Origin of the sequence: Streptomyces sp. NPDC048523 (genome assembly GCF_043199815.1) — a bacterium.
Lineage (GTDB): Bacteria > Actinomycetota > Actinomycetes > Streptomycetales > Streptomycetaceae > Streptomyces.
In genome coordinates this window covers 1,797,632-1,819,675 of sequence record NZ_JBICWQ010000001.1, presented here as the reverse complement: position 1 = coordinate 1,819,675, position 22,044 = coordinate 1,797,632, and the positions used below count along the sequence as shown (strand labels likewise).

18 protein-coding genes are annotated in these 22,044 nt (G+C 71.1%); 12 read left to right on the top strand and 6 right to left on the bottom strand.

The features are described from left to right. The first annotated feature begins 197 nt into the window (after nt 1–197). From ACGFWE_RS08315 to ACGFWE_RS08285, 7 genes are all read left to right on the top strand, one after another. On the top strand, nt 198–1,559 hold the full coding sequence (locus ACGFWE_RS08315) for a PLP-dependent aminotransferase family protein (RefSeq protein ID WP_393598708.1): 1,362 nt from the start codon (nt 198–200) through the stop codon (nt 1,557–1,559). After that, a complete protein-coding gene (locus tag ACGFWE_RS08310; protein ID WP_393598707.1) occupies nt 1,556–2,509 on the top strand; it encodes a prephenate dehydrogenase in 954 nt (317 codons plus the stop codon). Before ACGFWE_RS08315 ends, ACGFWE_RS08310 begins: the two co-directional genes overlap by 4 nt. Nucleotides 2,510–2,592: 83 nt before the next feature. Then, nucleotides 2,593–3,168 (top strand): hypothetical protein, encoded by a 576-nt coding sequence (locus ACGFWE_RS08305; protein ID WP_393598705.1) that lies wholly within the window; start codon nt 2,593–2,595, stop codon nt 3,166–3,168. Between the two features lie 12 nt (nt 3,169–3,180). Beyond that, on the top strand, nt 3,181–4,578 hold the full coding sequence (locus ACGFWE_RS08300; RefSeq protein ID WP_393598703.1) for a peptidoglycan-binding protein: 1,398 nt from the start codon (nt 3,181–3,183) through the stop codon (nt 4,576–4,578). After that, nucleotides 4,575–5,354, top strand: a complete 780-nt coding sequence (locus ACGFWE_RS08295; protein ID WP_352381599.1) for an ABC transporter ATP-binding protein — start codon at nt 4,575–4,577, stop codon at nt 5,352–5,354. The genes ACGFWE_RS08300 and ACGFWE_RS08295 overlap by 4 nt, the downstream gene beginning before the upstream one ends. 56 nt (nt 5,355–5,410) lie before the next feature. Beyond that, complete coding sequence (locus ACGFWE_RS08290) at nt 5,411–6,583, top strand: ABC transporter permease (RefSeq protein WP_393598976.1); 1,173 nt, start codon at nt 5,411–5,413, stop codon at nt 6,581–6,583. A gap of 179 nt (nt 6,584–6,762) precedes the next feature. Beyond that, nucleotides 6,763–7,284, top strand: a complete 522-nt coding sequence (locus ACGFWE_RS08285) for a PPOX class F420-dependent oxidoreductase (RefSeq protein WP_352381598.1) — start codon at nt 6,763–6,765, stop codon at nt 7,282–7,284. A gap of 66 nt (nt 7,285–7,350) precedes the next feature. Here ACGFWE_RS08285 and ACGFWE_RS08280 read toward each other — a convergent pair whose 3' ends face one another. Further along, nucleotides 7,351–8,547, bottom strand: coding sequence for a magnesium and cobalt transport protein CorA (locus ACGFWE_RS08280; RefSeq protein WP_352381596.1), 1,197 nt, complete (start codon nt 8,545–8,547; stop codon nt 7,351–7,353). A 151-nt stretch (nt 8,548–8,698) separates the two neighbouring features. Here ACGFWE_RS08280 and ACGFWE_RS08275 point away from each other — a divergent pair, with 151 nt between their 5' ends. Beyond that, nucleotides 8,699–9,802 carry a winged helix DNA-binding domain-containing protein gene (locus ACGFWE_RS08275; protein WP_393598701.1) on the top strand — a complete coding sequence of 368 codons (1,104 nt, stop codon included), beginning with the start codon at nt 8,699–8,701 and terminating at the stop codon, nt 9,800–9,802. A gap of 427 nt (nt 9,803–10,229) precedes the next feature. On the opposite strand, the gene ACGFWE_RS08270 is transcribed toward ACGFWE_RS08275, so the two are convergent. The 3 genes from ACGFWE_RS08270 to ACGFWE_RS08260 all read right to left on the bottom strand — a co-directional run bounded on the left by ACGFWE_RS08270 (nt 10,230) and on the right by ACGFWE_RS08260 (nt 15,046). Then, nucleotides 10,230–11,021 (bottom strand): serine protease, encoded by a 792-nt coding sequence (locus tag ACGFWE_RS08270; RefSeq protein WP_352381591.1) that lies wholly within the window; start codon nt 11,019–11,021, stop codon nt 10,230–10,232. A 214-nt stretch (nt 11,022–11,235) separates the two neighbouring features. Then, entirely contained in the window at nt 11,236–14,052 is a 2,817-nt protein-coding gene (locus tag ACGFWE_RS08265) for an AAA family ATPase (protein WP_352381589.1), read from the bottom strand. A gap of 163 nt (nt 14,053–14,215) precedes the next feature. Further along, entirely contained in the window at nt 14,216–15,046 is an 831-nt protein-coding gene (locus ACGFWE_RS08260) for a response regulator transcription factor (protein ID WP_393598700.1), read from the bottom strand. Between the two features lie 117 nt (nt 15,047–15,163). Between ACGFWE_RS08260 and ACGFWE_RS08255 the strand changes: the two genes are divergently transcribed. Continuing rightward, nucleotides 15,164–16,831 (top strand): AMP-binding protein, encoded by a 1,668-nt coding sequence (locus ACGFWE_RS08255; protein ID WP_393598974.1) that lies wholly within the window; start codon nt 15,164–15,166, stop codon nt 16,829–16,831. Continuing rightward, on the top strand, nt 16,828–18,411 hold the full coding sequence (locus ACGFWE_RS08250) for an AMP-binding protein (RefSeq protein ID WP_393598698.1): 1,584 nt from the start codon (nt 16,828–16,830) through the stop codon (nt 18,409–18,411). Before ACGFWE_RS08255 ends, ACGFWE_RS08250 begins: the two co-directional genes overlap by 4 nt. Before the next feature lie 284 nt (nt 18,412–18,695). On the opposite strand, the gene ACGFWE_RS08245 is transcribed toward ACGFWE_RS08250, so the two are convergent. Both ACGFWE_RS08245 and ACGFWE_RS08240 read right to left on the bottom strand, forming a co-directional pair. Next, complete coding sequence (locus ACGFWE_RS08245; RefSeq protein WP_393598696.1) at nt 18,696–19,226, bottom strand: hypothetical protein; 531 nt, start codon at nt 19,224–19,226, stop codon at nt 18,696–18,698. A 251-nt stretch (nt 19,227–19,477) separates the two neighbouring features. Continuing rightward, on the bottom strand, nt 19,478–20,377 hold the full coding sequence (locus ACGFWE_RS08240; RefSeq protein WP_393598695.1) for a hypothetical protein: 900 nt from the start codon (nt 20,375–20,377) through the stop codon (nt 19,478–19,480). A gap of 240 nt (nt 20,378–20,617) precedes the next feature. Between ACGFWE_RS08240 and ACGFWE_RS08235 the strand changes: the two genes are divergently transcribed. Both ACGFWE_RS08235 and ACGFWE_RS08230 read left to right on the top strand, forming a co-directional pair. Continuing rightward, nucleotides 20,618–20,797 carry a hypothetical protein gene (locus ACGFWE_RS08235; RefSeq protein ID WP_393598694.1) on the top strand — a complete coding sequence of 60 codons (180 nt, stop codon included), beginning with the start codon at nt 20,618–20,620 and terminating at the stop codon, nt 20,795–20,797. 158 nt (nt 20,798–20,955) lie between these two features. Further along, complete coding sequence (locus ACGFWE_RS08230) at nt 20,956–21,768, top strand: Ku protein (RefSeq protein ID WP_393598692.1); 813 nt, start codon at nt 20,956–20,958, stop codon at nt 21,766–21,768. Nucleotides 21,769–22,044: the final 276 nt, after the last annotated feature.

Here is a 22,044-nt window from a genome sequence, read left to right as displayed (position 1 = left end):
TTCAGCCGACCACCCAACCGGCATATCAAATTCCCCTTCGAGGATTCACCTCGACTGCCCGGCCGTGGATCCGAATTCGCGGAACGGCCCGATGGTATGGCCGGCCGGGAGCGAGCCGCACCTGTCCAGGCATTGCCCTCCCTCCGCGGTCCGTAGACCCTGATGACGCAGGAAGTTCCCGGCCGAGGAGTCGTTCTATGGAAATTCTTCAATCGGAAATCGTCCACGCCGAGTTGCGAGCTGCCACCCTGCACGCCTCGCTCACCGATGTGTCCATGGAATCCATGAACCTCCTCAACCAGGTCGCCGACACCTATCCGGACGCGATCTCGTTCGCGGCCGGCCGGCCCTACGAGGGCTTCTACGACGTGGCCCGCCTCCACGGGTACCTGCGGACGTTCTGCGACCACCTGCGCGACGAGCGGCACATGAGCGAGACGGAGGTGGCCCGTGCCCTGTTCCAGTACGGCGCCACGAAGGGAATCATCACCGACCTGGTGGCGCGCGGTCTCGCCGTGGACGAGGGCATCGAGGCCGACCCCGCCAGTGTGGTCGTCACCGTCGGCTGCCAGGAGGCGATGTTCCTGGTCCTGCGCGCCCTGCGCGCCGACGACAGCGACGCGCTGCTCGCCCCCGTCCCGGCCTATGTCGGCCTGACCGGCGCCGCGTTGCTCGCCGACCTGCCCGTGCTGCCTGTCCGCACCGGCGACACCGGCATCGATCTCGACGACCTGGTCGAGCAGGTGCGCCGGGCCCGCGCCGAGGGGCGCCGGGTGCGCGCCTGTTACGTCACTCCCGACTTCGCCAACCCGGCGGGCGTCAGCCTTCCCCTGGCCGACCGGCACCGGCTCCTCGACATCGCGGCGACCGAGGACCTGCTCCTGCTGGAGGACAACGCCTACGGCCTGCTCACCGACGCGGCCGGCCGGACGCCGACGCTGAAGGCACTCGACCGGCGCCACCAGGTCGTCTACCTCGGCTCGTTCGCCAAGACGGCCATGCCCGGCGCGCGCGTCGGCTACGTGGTGGCGGACCAGCGGGTGACCGGCCCGAACGGTGAAACCTCCCTGCTCGCCGATGAGTTGGCCAAGCTGAAGAGCATGCTCACCGTCAACACCGCACCGATCGCACAGGCGGTGATCGGCGGCAAACTCCTCGACCACGGATGCAGCCTCGTCGCGGCCAACCGGCGGGAGACGGAGGTCTATCAGCGCAATCTGCACCAGGTGCTCGACGGTCTCACCCGTCGGTTCGGACACCGGCCCGACATCACCTGGAACGCGCCGACCGGCGGGTTCTTCATCGTGCTCAGCGTGCCGTTCACGGTGGACGACGACCTCCTCACCCATGCCGCGCGCCGCTACGGCGTGCTGTTCACGCCCATGCACCATTTCTACGGGGCAGCGGGCGGATTCCGCCAACTCCGCCTGTCCATCAGTACGTTGACGCCCGACCGTATCGAGGAGGGCCTGGACCGCCTCGCCGCGCTGCTCGACGAGCGGCTGAACGCACGGAACGGCGCCGACCACCGCGAGCCGCTGTCGGGAGGCACCTCGTGACCCTCCGTACGCTGGCCGTCGTCGGCACCGGTCTCATCGGTACGTCGGTGGCGCTCGCCGCGAGCCGACGCGGGGTGACCGTCCACCTCCTGGACCGGGACGAGTCCGCGGCCCGTACCGCCGCCGCCCTGGGCGCCGGTTCGCCCGGACCTCCGCCGCATCCCGTGGACCTGGCGGTCATCGCCGTCCCGCCCAGCGCGGCCGCCCCTGTCCTCGCCGAGGCCCAGGCGCGGCGGCTCGCGCTGAGCTACACCGATGTGGCGAGCGTGAAGGCGCCCGCCGAGCGGGAGATCCTGGCCGGCGTACCCGACCCTCGCCGCTACATCGGGGGACATCCGCTGGCGGGCCGCGAGCGGTCAGGGCCGCTGGCGGCCCGCGCGGACCTGTTCCGCGGCCGTGCCTGGGTGCTGACCCCGACCCGCCTCACGTCCAAGACCGCCTTCGACCGCGCCCTCGACCTGATCGCACTGTGCGGCGCCGAGCCACGCGTGATGCGAGCCCGCGCGCACGACGACGCGGTGGCACTGACCTCCCACGCGCCGCACCTGGTGGCCAGTCTGATGGCCGCTCGCCTGAGCCAGGGCCCTCCGGAGGCGGCGCACCTCGCCGGTCAGGGACTGCGCGACGTCATCCGTATCGCCCGCGGCGACTCGTGCCTGTGGAGCGACATCGTCGAGTCCAACGCCGCTGCCATCGCCGACATCCTCACCCAGGTCCAGGAGGATCTCGGTGCCGTCCTGGCCGCGCTCAGGGAACTGGCGGAGCCGGACCTGCTCCGCGGCCCCGAGGCGACGGCCAAGAGCAGGAACATCCTCGTGGACCTCCTGGAGCGGGGCATCACGGGAGTGGAGGAACTGGACGTGGACCCGGGGCCGGGCGGTCGGGCCGGCACAGCGGAGCGACCTGACATCCGTCCCGGCGGACGCGCATCCTGCGAGCCCGTCCGATGACCGCGCGGCCGTGTGACGGTGTCGTCGGAGGACGGCGCCGCTGTGCCCGCCCTGTGACCGGCACCCGCGTAGAACTTGGCCCCATGTTCCTCACACACAAACGCAGGATTGCCAAAACCCTCTCCGTGGGCTCGGTCCTTCTCACCGGAACCCTTTTACTCAGCGGGTGTTCCGGCGACGACGACCCGGATTCGTCGAAGACCGACCAGCAGGCAGCGGCCGCGACCGCTTCGCCCACCAGCCCGTTCGATCAGGCGCTGGCGTTCTCGCAGTGCATGCGCACGAACGGGGTGGCCGGATTCCCCGATCCGCAGCAGCAGGCGAACGGTGGGATCGCGCTCTCGCCGGGCGGTGACGTCGACCCCAACTCCGCGGAGTTCCAGGCCGCGATGGAGTCCTGCCGCGACAAGATGCCGCAGGGCCAGCTCGGCGGTGGCGGGAGCGGGGGAGGAGAGCCGCTGGACTCCGGGAAGGTCGCCGACTGGGCGAAGTGCATGCGCAAGAACGGACTGCCCAACCTCCCCGACCCGACGATCAACGGCGGGTCCATGTCGATCGACTTCAGCAGCAGCGGCATCGACCCGGGGGGCGCGGACTGGAACAAGGCCCGGCTGGCCTGCCAGTCGAAGTGGCCCGGCGGCGCTCTGACGGGCAGCTAGGAGGACGGGCCGATGACAGCACCGGACGAGATCCGAGTAAGGGTCCAGGACGAGAAGGCCGATGAGCCACCCACAGCGGGCGACTCATCCGGCGAGACCTCCAGGGCTCTGCAACTGCACACAGCGGGCGAGGTGTCGCGGCCCGGCGCGCCGGGCCGCGACTCCGTCGACCGGCGCGGGCTCGACACCCTGGGCGAGAACAGCCCCGACATGTCGAGAGACAGCGGCCCCGACACCGCCGTGAAGGGCGGCGGCGACGGGGCCGGGACCACACCGGCCCCGGTGAGCAGCCGCAGGCGTCGCCCCCTGCGTACGTCGCTCATCGTGGTCATCGCGATCGCGGTGGCCGCCGCGGCGGGCGCCGCCACCACCGGGGTCTTCGGGGGCGACGGCGACGACGGGGCGAACGCGGCGGCGTCGGCGCCGCCCCGGACGGCCAAGGTGCAGCGGACCACGCTGACCCGCACCGAGACCGTCGACGGCAACCTCGGCTTCGGCGACACCTCGACCGTGCAGGCCCCGGCCGCGGCAGGTCCCGGCGCCGGGACCGTCACCTGGGTGCCGACGGCCGGCGACATCGTCAAGCGGGGCGGCACCGTGTACAAGGTCGACGAGCAGAAGGTCCCGCTTCTCTACGGCTCCGTGCCGTTCTACCGCACGATGCAGGACGGCACGGAGGGCAGGGATGTCGCGACGCTGGAGAAGAACCTCGCCGCACTCGGCTACGACGGCTTCGTCGTCGACGACAGCTACAACGCGTCGACCGCCGCGGCCGTACGGGAGTGGCAGGAGGACCTGGGCCGCGAGGAGACCGGCACCGTACGGCCGTCGGACGCGGTGGTCGCCTCCGGTGCCCGGCGCGTCGCCGAGGTGAAGGCCGTCACCGGGGCCCCGCCCAGCGGGCCTGTCGTGACCTGGACCGGAACCGAGCGGATCGTCAGCGTCGCCCTCGACGTGCAGTACGAGGACATCGTGGCGAAGGGCGTCAAGGCCACGGTCACCCTGCCGGACAACACCACGGTCAACGCCGAGGTGACGGACGTCGGCTCGCCGACCACGCCGCAGTCCGCGGACTCCCAGGGCGCCGGCGGAAGTTCGGCGGGCCAGGGCGGGCCGAGCAGCCAGAAGGCGACCCTGCCCGTCGAGCTGAAGGTCGACGACCAGAAGGCACTGGGCCGCTACCAGGCCGCCGCGGTCAAGATCTCCCTGAAGGCGCAGACCCGCGAGAACGTGCTCGCCGTGCCCATCAACGCGCTGGTGGCACAGCGAGGAGGCGGCTACGCCGTACAGGCCGTGGAGTCGGACGGCGTGCACGTCAGGCCGGTCAAGGTCGGCATGTTCGCGGACAGCATGGTCGAGGTGTCGGGACCGGGCATCACCGCCGGCACGGTCGTGGGGGTCCCCAAGTGACCGGTTCGCCCCGCCCCGTGGTCGAACTCCGTGGCGTCTCCAAGACGTACGGAGACGTGGCCGCGCTCAAGAGCGCCGATCTCGTGATCCGGCGCGGCGAACTGCTCGCCGTCGTCGGTCCGTCGGGCTCGGGCAAGTCCACGATGCTCAACATCATGGGCACGCTCGACCGGCCCACCGCGGGCACCGTACGCATCGACGGGTACGACATCGACCGCCTCAGCGACCGCGAGCTGTCCGCGCTGCGGGCCGGGACGATCGGCTTCGTCTTCCAGCAGTTCCACCTCGCACCCGGTGTCCCGGCGCTCGACAGCGTCGCCAACGGCCTGCTCTACAGCGGCAGGCCGCGCGGGGAGCGGCGCAGGCTCGCGGAGAGCGCCCTGCGCCGGGTCGGCCTCGGGCACCGTCTCCACCACGAGCCGCACCAGTTGTCGGGCGGCGAGAAGCAGCGGGTGGCCATCGCCCGCGCGGTGCTCGGTGACCCGCCGCTGCTGCTCGCCGACGAGCCGACGGGCGCCCTCGACTCGCGGTCGGGAGCGGTCGTCATCGAGCTCCTGCACGAGCTGCAACGGGCCGGCACCACGGTCGTCGTCATCACCCACGACCGGGACATCGCCGGTTCCCTGCCGCGCGAGGTACGCATCAAGGACGGCCACATCGAACACGACTCGGGCACCGTCGACGGCCTCGACGGCCTCGACGGCATCGACCGCCGCGGCGGCATGCCGCCGGCCGCGCTGCCCCGGGTCCCGCTCCCCGAGGAGGCCGTGCGGTGAACGCGACGAAGGAGCTGACAAGCGCCGCCGCGCCGCCGCGCCCGAAGCCGGCCCGGATGGGGCCGGCGGACGTGGTGCGGGTCGGCGGCTCCGGGCTGCGGTCGCGTCCCATGCGCGTCTTTCTGTCGGCACTCGGCATAGCCATCGGTATCGCGGCGATGGTCGGCGTGGTCGGCATCTCGTCGTCCAGCACCGCCGACCTCAACCGCCGGCTCGCGGCCCTCGGCACCAATCTGCTCACCGTGTCGCCGGGTCAGTCGTTCTCCGGCTCGGCGGCCCACCTGCCCGACGCGTCCCTCTCGATGATCAGCAACATCGACGGCGTCGAGTCGGTCTCGGCCGTGGGCAGGACCGACGCCAAGGTCTACCGCAACGACCACGTCCCGAAGGAGGAGACGGGCGGCCTCAACGTGTACGCGGCCCGCACCGACCTGCCGAGGACCGCGGGGGCGGAGATCACCGAGGGCCGTTGGCTGAACGCCGCCAACGCGCGCTACCCGGCTGTGGTGCTGGGCCCGAAGGCGGCCCAGCAGCTCGGTGTCTTCCAGGCGGGACCGGACACGATGGTGTGGCTGGGCGGCCGGTGGTTCACGGTCATCGGCATCCTCGCGCCCAACCAGCTCGTACCCGAGCTGGACTCCGCCGCCCTGGTCGGCTGGCCCGAGGCGGAGCGGGAACTGGACTTCGACGGCTACCCGACGACGGTGTACACCCGCTCCGAGGAGTCGAAGGTGACCGATGTGCAGGCGGTCCTCGGCGCCACCGCCAACCCCGAGAACCCGAGCGAGGCCAATGTCTCGCGGCCCTCGGACGCGCTCGCCGCCAAGGAGGCCACGGACAGCGCCCTGAGCGGGTTGCTCCTCGGTCTCGGCGCGGTCGCGCTGCTCGTCGGCGGTGTGGGGGTGGCCAACACCATGGTCATCTCGGTCCTCGAACGCCGGTCGGAGATCGGACTGCGCCGGGCGCTCGGCGCGACGCGCGGTCAGATCCGTACGCAATTCCTGTGCGAGGCACTGCTGTTGTCCGCGCTGGGCGGCCTCGGCGGCGTCCTGCTGGGCATCGCCGTCACGTCCGGCTACGCCGCGTACCAGGGCTGGCCCTCGGTGGTGCCGGTGTGGGCGATGGCGGGCGGCATCGGCGCCACGCTGGTCATCGGCGGCCTGGCCGGCTTCTATCCCGCGGTACGCGCGGCCAGGCTGCCTCCCACGGAGGCCCTGTCGACCACCTGACCGCACCGAGATCGCGGTGTCCTCGTCGTGCCCCCATCCCCCGGGCGACGACGGGGGCACCGCCTCCGCCATGCGCGGACCAGGACCGACCGCTCAACCGCCGTACAAAGCAACTAAGTTGCTCCGGTCTCGGCTGCCGCACGTGGTTGGACAGGCACTCGGCCGCCTATTCTCCAGCTATGGCTGAGGTATTAGGGAAAAGCGACGAAAGCGCCCTGTTCGAGCTGCTCCAGGAGCAGCACATCGGCACGCTCGTCACGCTCAAGCGCGACGGCCGTCCCCAGCTCTCCAACGTCGGTTACGCGTACGACCCCGAGGCCCGGATCATCCGCCTCATGGTCACGTACAGCCGCGCCAAGACCCGCAATCTGCGCCGTGATCCACGGGCGAGCTTCTTCGTCAGCGACAGCGCCGGGTTCTCCTACATGGTCGCCGAGGGGGACGCCGAACTGACGCCGGTCACGACCGACGAGCACGACGCGATCGCCGACGAACTGGTGCAGGTCTTCCGCGGGTTCCAGGGCGAGCACCCCGACTGGGAGGGATTCCGCGCCGCGATGGTGCGCGAGCGGCGCCTGGTGATCCGGCTGCACGTCGCGAAGGTCTACGGGGCGGCCGGAAAGCGTCTCAGTGGCGGCGGCGGTGGGGGCGGACCGGTGCAGAAGGGCACGGGCCCTCTGGTCCGCCATCTGAGCCACTGAAGGCACCGGAGCATCGCAGCAGTGACGCGGAGTCGACTTCCCGTATGGGATGCCGGCGCGACGCGTCTACAGCCAGTCCCGCCGCTTGAAAATCACGTACAAAGCGATGCAAACGATCCCCATCAGTCCGATCGCGAAGGGGTATCCGAAGCCCCAGCCCAGCTCGGGCATGTTCTCGAAGTTCATACCGTAGATGGTTCCGACGAGTGTGGGAGCAAAGAGAATTGCCGCCCAGGCCGAGATCTTCTTGATCTCCTCGTTCTGTTCGAACCCCGCCTCCGCCAACGCCCGCATCTCCGCGTTCTGTTGCTGGGTGACGAGGGTCGCGTTGACCGTGAGGATGTCGGCGAGGGCCTGGCGGAAGCCGTCGACTCGTTCGCTGGTGTGGGTGACGTGGTCGGCGACGTCACGGAGGTAGCGTTGCAGTTCCTCGTCCGTGCCGTACTTCGTGAAGCCGGCCATCAGGGCGTGCAGCATGCCGACGAGGGGGCGGGTGGCGCGCTGGAACTCGACCATCTCGCGGGAGAGTTCGTAGATGCGGCGGGAGACCTCCGGGTCGCCGCGGAAGACCTCCGTCTCGATCTCGTCGATGTCGTTCTGGACGCCCGCGACGACCGGGGCGTAGCCGTCGACCACCGCGTCCAGGATGGCGTAGAGCACGGCCTCGGGGCCCAGCTTCAGCAGCTCGGGTGTCTTCTCCATGCGGGCGCGCACCGCCGACAGGTCGGGCGCCGCCCCGTGCCGGACCGTGATCACGAAGTCCGGGCCCACGAACACGTGCAGTTCGCCGAAGTCGACCTCCTCGGGGGCGTCCAGATAGCGGGCCGCCCGCAGGACGACGAAGAGCGTGTCGCCGTAGCGCTCCAGCTTGGGGCGCTGGTGGGCCTCCATCGCGTCCTCGACGGACAGGGGGTGCAGGTCGAACTCCTCGGCCAGGGAGAGGAGTTCGTGCTCCGTGGGACGGGCCAGGCCGATCCAGGCCATGCCGGAGGGCTGTTCGCGCAGTTCGCGGAAGGTGTCCGCGAGCGTCGCGGGGGAGGACACGCGCACGCCGTCCCGGTAGAGGGCCGCCTGGACGATGCTCGGCGGCTCCGCCGTCTCGGAGGCGGATCCCTCGCCCCCGGGTGCCTGAGTCTCCGGAGGCGCGGAAGGCGGGGCCAGGGCGCGGCGCCAGGCGGACTTCCGGGAGTCCTTGGCGGCGGAGCCGGCGGAATCCTTGGCGGTGGAGCTCTTCGCGGCGGGGCGAGCGCGTCGCTCGGACATCGTGGCTGCCTCTCGCTCTCGGGCCGAGCCGATGTCGGCGTGATCACGGAGCAGGGTATACGGGGCAAATGACATCCTGGGGAGGGCTGTGCGGGGACACGGTGAGAGTTGCGGACAGAGGCTGTCCGCAAGCACCCCTAGCGTGTTTCCCATGACGAAGACGACCACGTCGGCCCCGGTGCTCGGCACCCGCGCCCTCAACCGCGCGACCCTCGACCGTCAGCTGCTCCTGCGCCGGTCCGGCCTGTCGGCGAAGGCCGCCGTGGGGCACCTCCTCGGCCTCCAGGCCCAGAACGTCAAGCCGCCGTACTACGCGCTCGCCGCCCGCCTCGACGGGTTCACACCCGAGGCGCTCTCGGAGCTGATGGCCGACCGCGAGGTCGTCCGGATCGTCACCATGCGCTCGACCATCCACACCCACACCGCGGAGGACTGCCTCACCCTGCGGCCGCTCGTGCAGCCCGCCCGGGACCGCGAACTCACCCACTTCCGCAAGGGACTCGACGGCGTCGACCTCGACCGCCTCGCCGTCCTCGCCCGGGAGCTCGTCGAGACCGAGCCGCGCACCATGAAGCAGTTGCGCGAGGTCCTGGTCGCCGAGTGGCCGGACGCCGATCCGCAGGCCCTCGGCATCGCCGCCCGCTGCAAGCTGCCCCTCGTCCAGGTCACCCCCCGCGGGCTGTGGGGCAGGAGCGGCCAGGTCGCGCTCACCACGGCCGAGCACTGGCTGGGCCGCCCCGCCGAACCGGCCCCCGCGCCGGAGGACGTCGTCCTGCGCTACCTCGCCGCCTTCGGCCCCGCCTCCGTCAAGGACATGCAGACCTGGGCCGGCCTGACCCGCCTGCGCGAGACCTTCGAGCGGTTGCGCCCGCGGCTGCTCACCTTCCGCGACGAGAAGGGAGTCGAACTCTTCGACCTCCCCGACGCCCCGCGCCCCGACGCCGGCACCCCTGCCCCGCCCCGCTTCCTCCCCGAGTTCGACAACCTGCTCCTCTCCCACGCCGACCGCAGCCGGGTGGTGCCGCCCGAGTACTGGGGCCGCAGCTGGGTGGGCAACCTGGTGTACAGCACGTTCCTGGTCGACGGCTTCCTGGCCGGGGTGTGGAAGCTGGAGCGCGACGTCCTCGTCATCGAGCCCTTCGGCAGCCTCACCAAGGCCCAGCGCGCGGACCTCATGGCGGAGGGGCAGCTCATGCTCGCCACGCTGCACCCGGGAACGCCGTACGACATCCGGTTCGGGACCGTGATCCCGTGACCCTCAGTCGGCCCGCCCCGCCGACGCCGTCAGGCCCGCAGGGTGTCGGTGACCAGGCCGAGCAACAGCGTCTGCCGCCCTGGCGTAGATCACCCCGCGCAGGCCCCGCGGACGGCGAGGCGATCGTCGGCGCCTTCGGCTCACCCCGGTGCCGGAACGCGGACAGGCGGCCGTCATGTCGGCGTCGGGCAGCACGCGGGCGAGCGCGGCGGTGGAGTGATAGCCGGGGTTGGCGGCGGCCGTCGACCGCACCACCAGGCAGCCGACCGCGGCCGCCGCGACGAGCAGGCAGTGCCGTTCGTCATCAACGGGCGGTCGTTCGCATACGGACCGCACCCATGGATTGGGGGCGCTGCGGGCCGCTCGTGGTGGCCCGCAACGCCCCCGGTCTCTCACCTGAGGGATGCTCAGGAGAACCTCTGGGGACCTATGAGTTGACCTGTGCGGTCACGAGGCTGGAGAAGGTGGTCAGCCGGGTGTAGACACCCGGGTAACCGGCCTCCGCGCAGCCCTCTCCCCAAGAAGTGATCCCTGCCAGGACGCCCCCGATGAGCAGGGGACCGCCGCTGTCGCCCTGGCAGGTGTCTGTGCCGCCGGAGGTGTATCCGGCGCAAACCATGTCGCTCGCCACGTAGGACGAACCGTAGGAGCTCTTGCAGCTGGAGTCGGACACGATCGGGACGGTCGCGGTCCGCAGCTGGTTGGAGGAGCTGCCGCTCTCCGAGGTGGTGCCCCAGCCGACGATGCGGGCCGTGGTGCCGGCCGCGTACACGCTGGTCTGGGACGAGGAGACGTAGGACGCCGTGGTGTACGGCATCGACGTCGACAGGGTCAGCACGGCCACGTCGTCGCCGTTGGTGGCGTCCGTGTAGTCCGGGTTGATCCAGATCTTGCTGACCCGGCTGACCGTGCCGTTGGTGCCGCTGAGGTAGGTGCGGCCGCCGACGACCCGCACGCTGCTGGTGGTCTCGCCGACCATGCAGTGGGCCGCGGTGACGACCTTGGTCGCGGAGACCAGGGTGCCGCCGCAGAACTGGTTCTGCGAGGCGTCCGTGATCTGCATCATGAACGGGTACGCCGTCGTGGTCGTCGTCGTACCGCCGACGATGGGCTCGGGGGCGGCGACGGCGGTGGGGGCGCCGAGCAACGCGGTGGCGGCGGCAGCGGCGGTCGCCAGAGCGGCGGCGCCGGCTCTCTTCGCACGGGTGAGACCGAACATCAGTGAGTCTCCTCAGGGTTGCCGGTGGGGGGTCGCGCGGGTGTGGGGGTGTACACGGGGGTCGCGGGACCGACCCCCGTATGCCCGGGCGAGCGGCATGTTCATAAGCTAGAACGCGGAAGTTCCCCTTCCCAATGAGGGAACCCCCTAAGGGAGTTGGGCAGGGAAAACCCTCGGTCGGCCCCCTGGGGCAGCTGTTCTGACGGCCCCTCGGCTACGGTCGGCGGCCCGCCGCCAGCCGGACGATGTCCACCCGGGAGCGGATCCCGAGCTTGCGGTAGACCCGCGTGAGCGTCGCCTCGACCGTCTTCACACTGATGAACAGCCGCGCGGCTATCTCCCGGTTGGTGGCGCCCTCCATCACCAGCGCCGCCACCTGACGCTCCATCGAGGCGAGCCCTTCGAGGCTGTCCAGCCCGTCCGGCGCGACGGAATGCGCGGGCTCCGGCTCGGCCGGCCGGGCCAGCGCGGCCGCCTCCACCTGCCGCAGCCACGGCAGCGCCCGGCAGCGCCTGAAGAGCCGGGCCGCCTCGTCGTACGACGTCGGACCGGGCCGCCGGGTGCGCAACTGGGCCAGCGCGAAGGCGGCGCGGGCCTCCTCCAGGCCGTACCCCAGCTTGGCGAGCCGGTCCTGTACCGACGTCAACTGCACCAGCGCCGCGTCGACTTCACCCCGCGCCGCCCGCACCAGGGCCTCGGCCCGGTCCAGGACGGCGAGCACGCTCTCCCGGCCCAGCCGGAGCGCGTTCACCCGCGTCACGTCGATGACGTCCTGCGCCTCGCCGGTCTCCCCGATGCGTACGAGGGCCTCGGCGAGGTCGCCCTGCCAGCGGCCGCGCGCCGGGTCCGTGATGCCGAGGCCGTGCTCCAGCTCGCGCACCCGGCGCAGCGAACGCACCGCTCCCTGCGCGTCCCCGGCGACGAGCTGCGCGTACCCGAGGGCGGCCAGGCCCCGGGACTCGTACATCTGGTCGCCGTTCTCCTCGGCGTGGTCGACCGCCTCCCGGGCCAGTTCCAGCGCCCGCTCGACCTGGCCGCCCGAGGCCTCCGCGAGGGAGGCGAGCACGGCCGAGGCCACCTCGCCGATCCCGGTGTCCCGGGCCATCATCAGGCTCTCCCGCGCCAGGTCGAGCGCCCGCCCGCAGTGCCCGGAACGCAGCTCGGTCTCGGCCACCCCGCGCAGGAAGTGCACCTCGCTCTCGACCGAACCGCGCCGCCGCACCTCGCGCAGCAGCGCGGTGACCGTCGCACGGGCCTCGGGCAGCTGGTCGCTCATGATCAGCCAGCGGAAGCGGGAGTACCCGGCGCCGTTGTGGTGGCAGGCCACCCGCGGGTCCTGGGGCTCCTTCAGGGCGCGCTTGATGGTGGCGGGGGCGTCCGGGTGGCCCATGAGGGTCTCCAGCTGGGCCTGGAAGGACAGCGCCATCAGTTCGTTGTAGCGGTCGCCGGCCCGCGCGGCCAGCGCCGCCGAGTGCGCTGCCTCCCCGCGGGCCTCGTCGAAGTCGCCCTCGACGAGCAGCGCCCGCCAGGCCAGCTGGTAGCGGATCAGGGCGAGCAGCTCCGGGTCGTCGCCCGCGTCGGCCAGCGCCTGCGGGAAGACCGCGTCGACCTCCGTCATGGCGTGGCCCGCGGTGTCGATCACGGTGATCCAGGCCCGTACCCGGTCCGCGGGCACGGTGGCCCGGGTGAGTACGTCCCGGGCGATGTCCCGGGCGAGATCCAGCTCGCCGGCGGTGATCGCGTCCTCGGCCGCCGTGAGCCGCCGTACGTCGGGAGCGGGCACGCTGTCTGCCGGGGTGTGCCGGGCCGACAGCAGCCCGAGGGAGGCGGCCATCGAGGGCGCGCCCCGGTCCCGGGCCAGGGCCGCGGCCTCGGCGAGCCGGGCGGCCACCTCCGGGTCGGTGCCGATGGTCGCGAGGGCCAGGTGGCGGGCCCGTTCGATCGGGTCGGAGGCGGCCGTGGACAGCGCCCGGTGCGCGTCCCGCCGTTCCTGCGCGGGCGCCTCCGCGTACAGCGCGGCCGAGATCAGCGGATGCGCGAAGCGTACGGCGGGACCCTCGGCCTCCGTCGCGAGCAGGCCCAGTGCGGCCGCCTGGGCCATCTCCGCCTCGGCGTCCCCGCGGCCGGCCGCGTGCAGCAGGGCCGGGGTGGGACGGGCGCCCGCGCTCGCCACCAGGAGGGTGCGTCGGGCCTCCTCGGACAGCATCTGCAGACGGCTGAGCACCAGGGCCCGGAGGGAGGTGGGCACGGGAAGAGGCTCGCCGGGGCGGGGCGGGGTCGGGTTCTCGCTGAGGGCGCGTCCGAGTTCCAGGGCGTAGAACGGGTTGCCGCCGCTGGTGCGGTGGATGTCCCGGACGGTGGAGCGCTGGAGGCCGGTGTAGCCGCGGTGGTCGAGCAGCGCGGCCACCTGGGCGCGGGTGAGCGGGTTGAAGCGGACGGCGAGACTGTCCGGGGGCAACGCGCGTAGATGGCGGTCGTACTCGGGGCCGTCGGTCCGGACCGCGCACAGCATCCGTACCGGGATGTCGCCGAGCCTGCGGGCGGCGAAGCCGAGCAGTTCCAGGCTCGCCGGATCCAGCCACTGCATGTCGTCGGCGACGACCAGGACCGGCCCCTCGGCGGCCAGCGCGCGCAGCGCCGACAGCACGGCCAGGCGCAGGGCGAGGCCGTCGCGCTGCAGGGTGGACTCGCCGCGGCCGGTCAGCGCCGATTCGAGCGCGGTGCGCTGCGCGGCGGGCAGCTTGTCGGAGATGTCGTCGAGGACCAGGCCGAAGAGGTCGGCCAGGGCCAGGAAGGGGAGGTGGGATTCCGACTCGGTGGCCGAGCAGCGCAACACGGTGTGGGCCGTTTCGCCGTATTCCGTGGCCAGGGCGCGCAGCACGGTGGACTTGCCTATTCCGGCCGGGCCGTGCAGCAGCACGCTGCCACCGCGGGCCAGCTGCTCACGGGCCTGGACGAACAGCTCGTCCCGGCCGATGACCAGGTCGGGGCGACATCTCGCAGGCTCCTGGAAGTCGCGTGGCACGGTCACCGCTTCCCTCCCTGTGTCGTGTCCTGGCCAATATTAGGCAAGCTGCTCCGAAATTCGGCGGGAAGATGTGGTGAGGGAGATAACAACCCGTTCCGTATGGAGAAATTCAAACCGCCCGCGAATGAATGAGATGTCTACGAATGTTACGGGAGCGGCCGGGTTGTCACGGGAGCAGTCCTGACCGGCGTGCGGCGACCACCGCCTCGCCACGCGTCCTGGCCCCGAGCTTGCGCATCGCCGACCGCAGGTACGCCTTGACCGTCTCGGCACTCACGCCCAGCCTCTCCGCCGCCACCGCGTTCGTCGCCCCGGCCGCCACACAGGCCAGGACGTCCAACTCACGCGGGGCCAGAGAGACCACCTTCGAGGGCCCGGAACCGGTGGTCAGGAGCGCGCAGGCGTCGAGCAGCTCGGCGCGCAGTGCGGGATCGGTGATCCGCGGGGCCAGCGCCCGCAGCGCCAGGTGGGCCTCCCGGACCTGCTCCCACCCGGAGGCGTCATCGTGCCCGGGCTCGGCCCGCGCCGCCACCAGCACCTCCCGTGCCTCGTCGCCGACGACCAGCGCCTGCTCCACGTCCCGGGCCGCGTCCACCGCGGCGGTCAGCGTGCGGTCACCCAGCGGCCGGGCGTCCCGCAGGGCGCCGTAGAGCACGCCCCGCACCCGGCGCCGTACGACCACCGGCACGGCCAGCACCGAGCGCAGACCCTCCGCGGCGACGGCGGCGTCGTACTCGTGGCTGATCTGCCGGGACAGTGAGTAGTCCGCCACGGCGCACGGCCGGGCCAGTGCGACGGTCCTGCCGCCGAGGCCGTTGCCCGAGGTCACCGCGAGGGCGAGGAGCGAGGTGGTGGCCGTACCGCTCAGCTCGCTGATCCGTATCTGCGGGCGCCCCGACTCGACCAGACCGCCGAAGGCGACCGGGAGGCCCGTGGTGCGCCGCAGCCGTACGAGCGCACGCCGGATCTCCACCGCCCCGACCGGGTCCACTGTCACCTGTTCGTCCCTTCACCGCGGCACACACCCCCGTTCGGGGGTAGTGAGACCTGCATCACGGATTACACGATGACAGAGAGCCGCCCGGCAATGGTCCGGTACGAGGAGGACACCAAGATGACGGCCACGGAGGATTTCCGCGGGGCGCGGGACTTCCTGCTGCAGCACCGCGAGGACTACGCCAGGGCGTACGAGGGCTTCGCCTGGCCCCGCCCGCGACACTTCAACTGGGCGCTCGACTGGTTCGACGTCATCGCGCGGGGCAACGACCGCACCGCCCTGCACATCGTCGAGGAGGACGGCAGCGAGGTCCGCCTGTCCTTCGCCGAGCTGGCCGAACGGTCCGACCGGGTCGCCAACCTGCTGCGCGAGCGCGGGGTGGAGGCAGAAGACCGGATCCTCGTCATGCTGGGCAACCAGGCCGAGCTGTGGGAGACGGCCCTGGCCGCCATGAAGCTGCGTGCCGTCGTCATCCCGGCGACCCCGCTGCTCGGCCCCGCCGACCTGCGCGACCGCGTCGAGCGCGGCCGGGTGCGGCACGTCCTGGTGCGGGCCGAGGACACCGGCAAGTTCGACGAGGTGCCCGGCGACTACACGCGCATCGCCGTCGGTGGCGTACCGGAGGGCTGGCAGCCGTACGAGGACGCGTACACCACCTCCGAGGAGTTCCTGCCCGACGGCCCCACCTTGGCCGACGACCCGCTGATGCTGTACTTCACCTCCGGGACGACGGCCCGCCCCAAGCTGGTCGAGCACACGCACACGTCGTATCCGATCGGGCACCTGGCGACCATGTACTGGATCGGTCTCCAGCCAGGTGACGTGCACCTCAACATCTCCTCGCCCGGCTGGGCCAAGCACGCCTGGTCCAACCTGTTCGCGCCGTGGAACGCGGAGGCGACCGTCTTCATCCACAACTACACACGCTTCGACGCCGCCCGGCTGATGTCGGAGATGGACCGGGCGGGCGTCACGACCTTCTGCGCCCCGCCGACCGTGTGGCGCATGCTCATCCAGGCCGACCTCACCCAGCTGCGCACACCGCCGCGGGAGGTGGTCGCGGCCGGTGAACCCCTGAACCGCGAGGTCATCGAGCAGGTCCGGCGGGCCTGGGGCATCACCATCCGGGACGGCTTCGGCCAGACCGAGACGGCCGTGCAGGTCTCCAACAGTCCCGGGCAGATGCTGAAGACCGGCTCCATGGGCCGCCCGAGCCCCGGCTACAAGGTGGAGCTCCTCGACCCGGTCTCCGGCGCGCCCGGCGCTGCCGAGGGCGAGATCGCCCTGGACCTGTCGGCCCGGCCGGTCGGTCTGATGACCGGCTACCACGGCGACCCGGACCGTACGGCGGAGGCGATGGCCGGCGGTTACTACCGGACCGGCGACGTGGCGTCGAGGGACGACGAGGGCTACCTGACCTACATCGGGCGCAGCGACGACGTCTTCAAGGCCTCCGACTACAAGATCAGCCCCTTCGAGCTGGAGAGCGCGCTCCTGGAGCACGAGGCGGTGGCCGAGGCGGCCGTCGTGCCGGCGCCGGACGAGCTGCGGCTCGCGGTCCCGAAGGCGTACGTCGTGCTGGCGGAGGGCTGGGAGCCCGGCCCCGACACGGCCAAGGTGCTCTTCGAACACTCCCGGCAGACGCTGGCGCCGTACAAGCGGATCCGGCGCCTGGAGTTCGGGGAGCTGCCCAAGACTGTGTCGGGCAAGATCCGGCGGATCGAGCTGCGTGAGGCCACGGCGGCGGGCTCGGACGCGGAGTACCGCGAGGAGGACTTCCGGTGAACTCGTACACGCACGGCGCCGGTGACACCGCACTTCTCGGCGACACGATCGGGGCCAACCTGGACCGGGCGGTGGCGACCTGGCCCGACCGGGAGGCGCTCGTCGACGTGCCGTCCGGACGGCGTTGGACGTACGCGCAATTCGGCGCCGACGTCGAGGAGTTGGCGTCCGCGCTGCTCGCGTCCGGGATCGCCGAGGGGGACCGGGTCGGCATCTGGGCGGTCAACTGCCCCGAGTGGGTGCTCGTCCAGTACGCCACCGCCCGCATCGGCGCGATCATGGTGAACATCAACCCGGCGTACCGCACCCACGAGGTCGAGTACGTCCTCAACCAGGCGGGGATCTCTCTGCTCTTCGCCTCGCTCAGTCACAAGAGCAGTGACTACCGGGCGATGGTCGACGAAGTGCGCGGCAGGTGCCGGGAGTTGCGGGAGGTCGTGTACATCGGTGACCCGAGCTGGGGGGAGTTGCTGGGGCGCGGCGACCGTGCGGCGGCGTACCCGGAACTGTCCTGCGACGACCCGATCAACATCCAGTACACCTCGGGCACCACGGGCTTCCCCAAGGGAGCCACCCTCTCCCACCACAACATCCTCAACAACGGCTACTTCGTGGGGGAGTTGATCTCCTACAGCGAGCAGGACCGGATCTGCATCCCGGTGCCCTTCTACCACTGCTTCGGCATGGTGATGGGCAATCTTGCGGCGACCTCGCACGGCGCGTGCATGGTGATCCCGGCCCCGTCCTTCGACCCGGCGGCGACGCTGCGGGCGGTCCAGCAGGAGCGTTGCACCTCGCTCTACGGGGTGCCGACCATGTTCATCGCGGAGTTGAACCTCCCCGACTTCGCGACGTACGACCTCTCCTCCCTGCGCACTGGCATCATGGCGGGCTCGCCGTGTCCGGTGGAGGTGATGAAGCGGGTGGTCGCGGAGATGCACATGGCGGAGGTGTCCATCTGCTACGGCATGACGGAGACGTCCCCGGTGTCCTTGCAGACCCGCAGGGACGACGACCTGGAGCACCGCACCGGCACGGTCGGCCGCGTCCTGCCCCACCTCGAGGTCAAGGTCGTCGACCCGGCGACCGGGGTGACCCAACCCCGGGGCACATCGGGGGAGTTGTGCACCCGTGGTTACAGCGTGATGCTCGGCTACTGGCAGGAGCCGGAGAAGACGGCGGAGGCCGTGGACGCCGGACGCTGGATGCACACCGGGGACCTGGCGATGATGCGCGAGGACGGGTACGTCGAGATCGTCGGCCGCATCAAGGACATGATCATCCGGGGCGGGGAGAACATCTACCCGCGCGAGATCGAGGAGTTCCTCTACGGCCACCCGAAGATCGCGGACGTCCAGGTGGTCGGCGTCCCCCACGAGCGCTACGGCGAGGAGGTGCTCGCCTGTGTCATCCCGAGGGACCCTGCGGACCCGCCGACCCTCGAGGAACTGCGCGGCTTCTGCGAGGGACGACTGGCGCACTACAAGATCCCGAGCCGGCTGAAGATCCTCGACACCTTCCCGATGACGGTGTCCGGGAAGGTACGCAAGGTGGAACTGCGGGAGACGTACGGCCGGTAAACCGCTGCACAGCCTCTCGGCGGACGGTTCACCGGGAGTAGCCCCCGGCCCGGCCCTGCCCTGCCCGGCCGGCCGGTCGCACCCGGACCAGCCCGTCCAGGTCACCGGTCGCGTCGGCGACGACCCGGGTCTCCGGCCAGGCCCGCAGAGCACCGAGCCGCTCTCCCAGCGCGTCACCCTTGCCGGCCGCGCTCTTGACGGCTGGTGAGTCTGGGATGACCGCAGCCGCGGAAACGAGAGCTTGAGATGCCGAAGGGTCACGTGCCGCCCGGAGGACTGGCCCCTTACTGGTAGGCCCAGTACAACCTGATTGTCGATCCGACCGAAACCAGAACTGCTCCCAGAAGGACCATTGACCAAGCGAACGTCTGGTTCGCCAACTCACCGAGCCTGCGCGCATCGTCCTCACCGCTGGCGCGGATGAGATCAAGGTTCTGTGCTACCACCCGTTGCGCCCGAAAAAAGGCCACGGGAGGAAGCTCCAGAACATTTTTCTTCAACTCAGCCCCCATCAATTTCCATGTTTGAGCTGCCAACGTGACAGCAGCTCTAGGGCCCTTGCGGACGGCTCTGACAGGGACGCCGAGCAGCACCCACAGCCCGCCCCCCAGCACGATCCCCAGGAGAGAGCCGACCGCGCGAGGGGTGGCCCAAACCTCGATCGTGAATCGCAGCGCCGCCTTTAACAGGTCGGGAACTTCGGCCCGCCGCACCAGGTCTTGGTACTCCTTGAGTGCGAACCACGCGCGCACGGCTGACCCCAGTCCCCCGAGAAGACCCCCCAGCAGGGCGAACCAAGATGCAGTCTGCGTCACGGATGTTGGTGTTGGCATCGTGCCCACGCTGCTCCAACCTTGATCACTAATTCCCTCGATCCAAAAGCCGTCCATCGCATTTTGTCTGGATCATTACCAGCTGCCGCCCGTATGCCCGGCAACACGCCGCCCCCCTCCAACAGCAGCTGACCCGCCAGTCGGCATCCGCCGAGCTTCCGCTGGTAACAAGCCCTTGGGGGCCCCAGTCGCCGCCCGGCAAAAGACCAGGTCAGGCAGCAACAAGAAGAGGATTATGCGGCGGTGCGCTGGCGTTCGGCGTCGACCGCGCGCCGCAGGGCCTCCAGCTTGAGGGGCAGCAGCTGGCGTAGCCCGTCGTACCGCAGCCGGCCGACCCGGTACGAGGTGATCAGCCCGTTCTCCTCCAGCGGCATCCCGGGCGGGCGGATCGTCGTGTGCCCTTCGTCGTCGAGGACGCCGTCATGGTTCATCCAGAGCGACACCCACAGCTTCGAGGTGCCATGGGCCCGCTGCACCAGGTCCTTGCGGACGTCCAGCCAGCGCTCCAGCGCGGCCCGGGTCAGCGCCGAGGTCTCGACCCACTCCCCCTCGACCGTGCCGCCGCCCTGGGGACGCCGCTCGACATACACCGCGGCGTTGCCCTCGCGCAGGTCCGTGGTGCGCAGCTCGACCAACTCCCCGCTGCGCGCCGCGGTGTCCAACTCCAGCGCGAGCAGCGCCGTCAGCCGGGTCTGCGCGGGGGACATGGCCCCGACGAGGTACCGGTCGAGCTGGCGGGCCAGGGCGGAGAGGGTGGCCGCCTCCGGTGCGGGCTGCAGCGGGATCTCCCCGCCGCCCAGCCGCAGCGCGGGCAGGCCCAGCGCCTCGCGCAGCAGGTCGACGCACTTTCGGCGGATCTCGTTGGTCGCCTCCGAGGTGGGCGGGAAGCCGCCCTCGACCCGGCGGTGCCGCAGCGCCCCGGACTCCGCGAGCCGCACGTACGGGTCGAGCGCCTCTTCCTCCAGGAGCCGCCGCAGGCTGCGCCGGGCGCCGACCGGCAGCGCACCACGGTCCAGTGCCCGCTCCAGCTCCCCGCGCACCATGTCCAGCTGACGCCGACGGGCCGCGCCGGCGCCCAGGCCGTCGAGGAGCTGGTCGAGCGCGCGGACCGAGAGGAACTTCGACGTCTGCACGCCGCGATTGTCGCGCACCGAGCCGGGCCGGACCTGGGGGACGGCCGAGTTTCTGGACTTTCTGGACCCCCCTTTATGCGCGCACGCGTACGCGCGACCTGTCGGTGCCCGGCCGGCCGCTGCCCTCTTGAGGGGCAGAGAAGACGTACGGCCAAACCCGTACTGCTACGGAGTCTTTGGGCGGCGAAGTGACCATGCTGGGACAACGAACCGCGAGCACGAAGGAAGAGGAGGACGACCGTGTCGCTGGTCTTCGGCTTCAACAACGGGAAGATGACGACCGCGCAGGACTACGCCGATGCAGGTCTCACGGTAGAGAGCAGCTACCGGATCACCAGCGCCGAGGACGGGTCCGTGACGGTGACCGACACGACCCCGAAGGTGCCCGAGCGTGAGGTCGAGGAGGACATCGACCTGTAGCGGCTGGTTCCACCAGGCAGGGCGCTCTCAGTCATTCGAGCTGACTGAGGGCGCCCTTTGTACGTGCGGGGACCGGTACCCGGACGCGATCCCGCCAGGACACCTGTCTCCCGCAGATCTAGCATGAAGGCGCAGGTCACGAAGGGGAGGGCAGGAGCATGCCCGGACCCGTCATCTGGAGCGGACACATCACGTTCGGGTTGGTCACGGTGCCCGTCAGCCTGATCAGCGCGGTCGAGCGCGGCGGTACGCCGCTGCATCTCGTGCACATGGCCGGCGACTGCTACGGGCGTATCCGGTACCGCAAGGTGTGCGAGATCGAGGACCGCGAGGTGCCCGAGCACGACATCGGCCGCGGCTACGAGACCGCCGACGGCAGCATCGTCCCGATCTCCGACACCGACCTCGACCACCTGCCGCTGGCCACCGCGCACGCGATAGAGCTGCTCGGCACGCTGCCCGCCGAGGCGATCGACCCGCGGCAGATCGGCGCCGCCTCCTACTACCTGGCCGCGTCCACCGCCCCGGCCGCCGTACGGCCCTACGTCCTGCTCGTCGAGGCCCTCGCCCGCCGCTCCCAGGTCGTCATCGTCAAGTTCGCCGTGCGCGGCGACCGCGAACGGCTCGGCATGCTCCGGGCCCGGCAGGGCGCCCTGGTCCTCAACGCACTCCGGTGGAGCGACGAGATTCGACCCCCGGCCGGTGTCGCCCCCTCACCCGCCGAGGTCGACGAGGAGGAGCTGGCCGCCGCCCTCGACCTCATCGAGGCCCGCAGCGTCGACACCCTCGCCGAGATCGCCGACCTGACCGACCACTACGCGCAGGCCCTCGACGCCGTGGTCGAGGCCAAGCTGCACGCCCGGGACCTCACCCGCCCTGCCGAGTCCACTCGGGGGCCCCACCCGGTCGACCTGATGGACATGCTCCAACAGTCCGTACGCGACGCGCATGCGAACCGGGGCGGCGCATAGGACGCGCACAGTGCAGTGAAATGGCTGGATGACGCCTCCCGTGTCAGCCAGGCACTAGATGTGTACGATGCAGAGGACTCACCGGGACTCACCGAGACTCACCGAGTCTGACCCCGTCCCGGACGCCGAGAAGGGCCCGATGCCGGCGGCAACCGACATCAGACCCCCTCGACGAGTACCGCAGTCACCGAGCCCGGCCGTCTAGATACCGGCCGGGCTCACTGCTGAGCACAGACCATACGGCGGGCTTTCCGGCTCTCTGGTCAAGACCAGAGG

Excerpts from the sequence above, each read along its gene's own strand:
- ACGFWE_RS08315 (WP_393598708.1), top strand. The coding sequence starts at position 198 with ATGGAAATTCTTCAATCGGAAATCGTCCACGCCGAGTTGCGAGCTGCC.
- ACGFWE_RS08305 (WP_393598705.1), top strand. The coding sequence starts at position 2,593 with ATGTTCCTCACACACAAACGCAGGATTGCCAAAACCCTCTCCGTGGGC.
- ACGFWE_RS08300 (WP_393598703.1), top strand. The coding sequence starts at position 3,181 with ATGACAGCACCGGACGAGATCCGAGTAAGGGTCCAGGACGAGAAGGCC.
- ACGFWE_RS08290 (WP_393598976.1), top strand. The coding sequence starts at position 5,411 with ATGGGGCCGGCGGACGTGGTGCGGGTCGGCGGCTCCGGGCTGCGGTCG.
- ACGFWE_RS08285 (WP_352381598.1), top strand. The coding sequence starts at position 6,763 with ATGGCTGAGGTATTAGGGAAAAGCGACGAAAGCGCCCTGTTCGAGCTG.
- ACGFWE_RS08280 (WP_352381596.1), bottom strand. The coding sequence starts at position 8,547 with ATGTCCGAGCGACGCGCTCGCCCCGCCGCGAAGAGCTCCACCGCCAAG.
- ACGFWE_RS08275 (WP_393598701.1), top strand. The coding sequence starts at position 8,699 with ATGACGAAGACGACCACGTCGGCCCCGGTGCTCGGCACCCGCGCCCTC.
- ACGFWE_RS08270 (WP_352381591.1), bottom strand. The coding sequence starts at position 11,021 with ATGTTCGGTCTCACCCGTGCGAAGAGAGCCGGCGCCGCCGCTCTGGCG.
- ACGFWE_RS08255 (WP_393598974.1), top strand. The coding sequence starts at position 15,164 with ATGACGGCCACGGAGGATTTCCGCGGGGCGCGGGACTTCCTGCTGCAG.
- ACGFWE_RS08230 (WP_393598692.1), top strand. The coding sequence starts at position 20,956 with ATGCCCGGACCCGTCATCTGGAGCGGACACATCACGTTCGGGTTGGTC.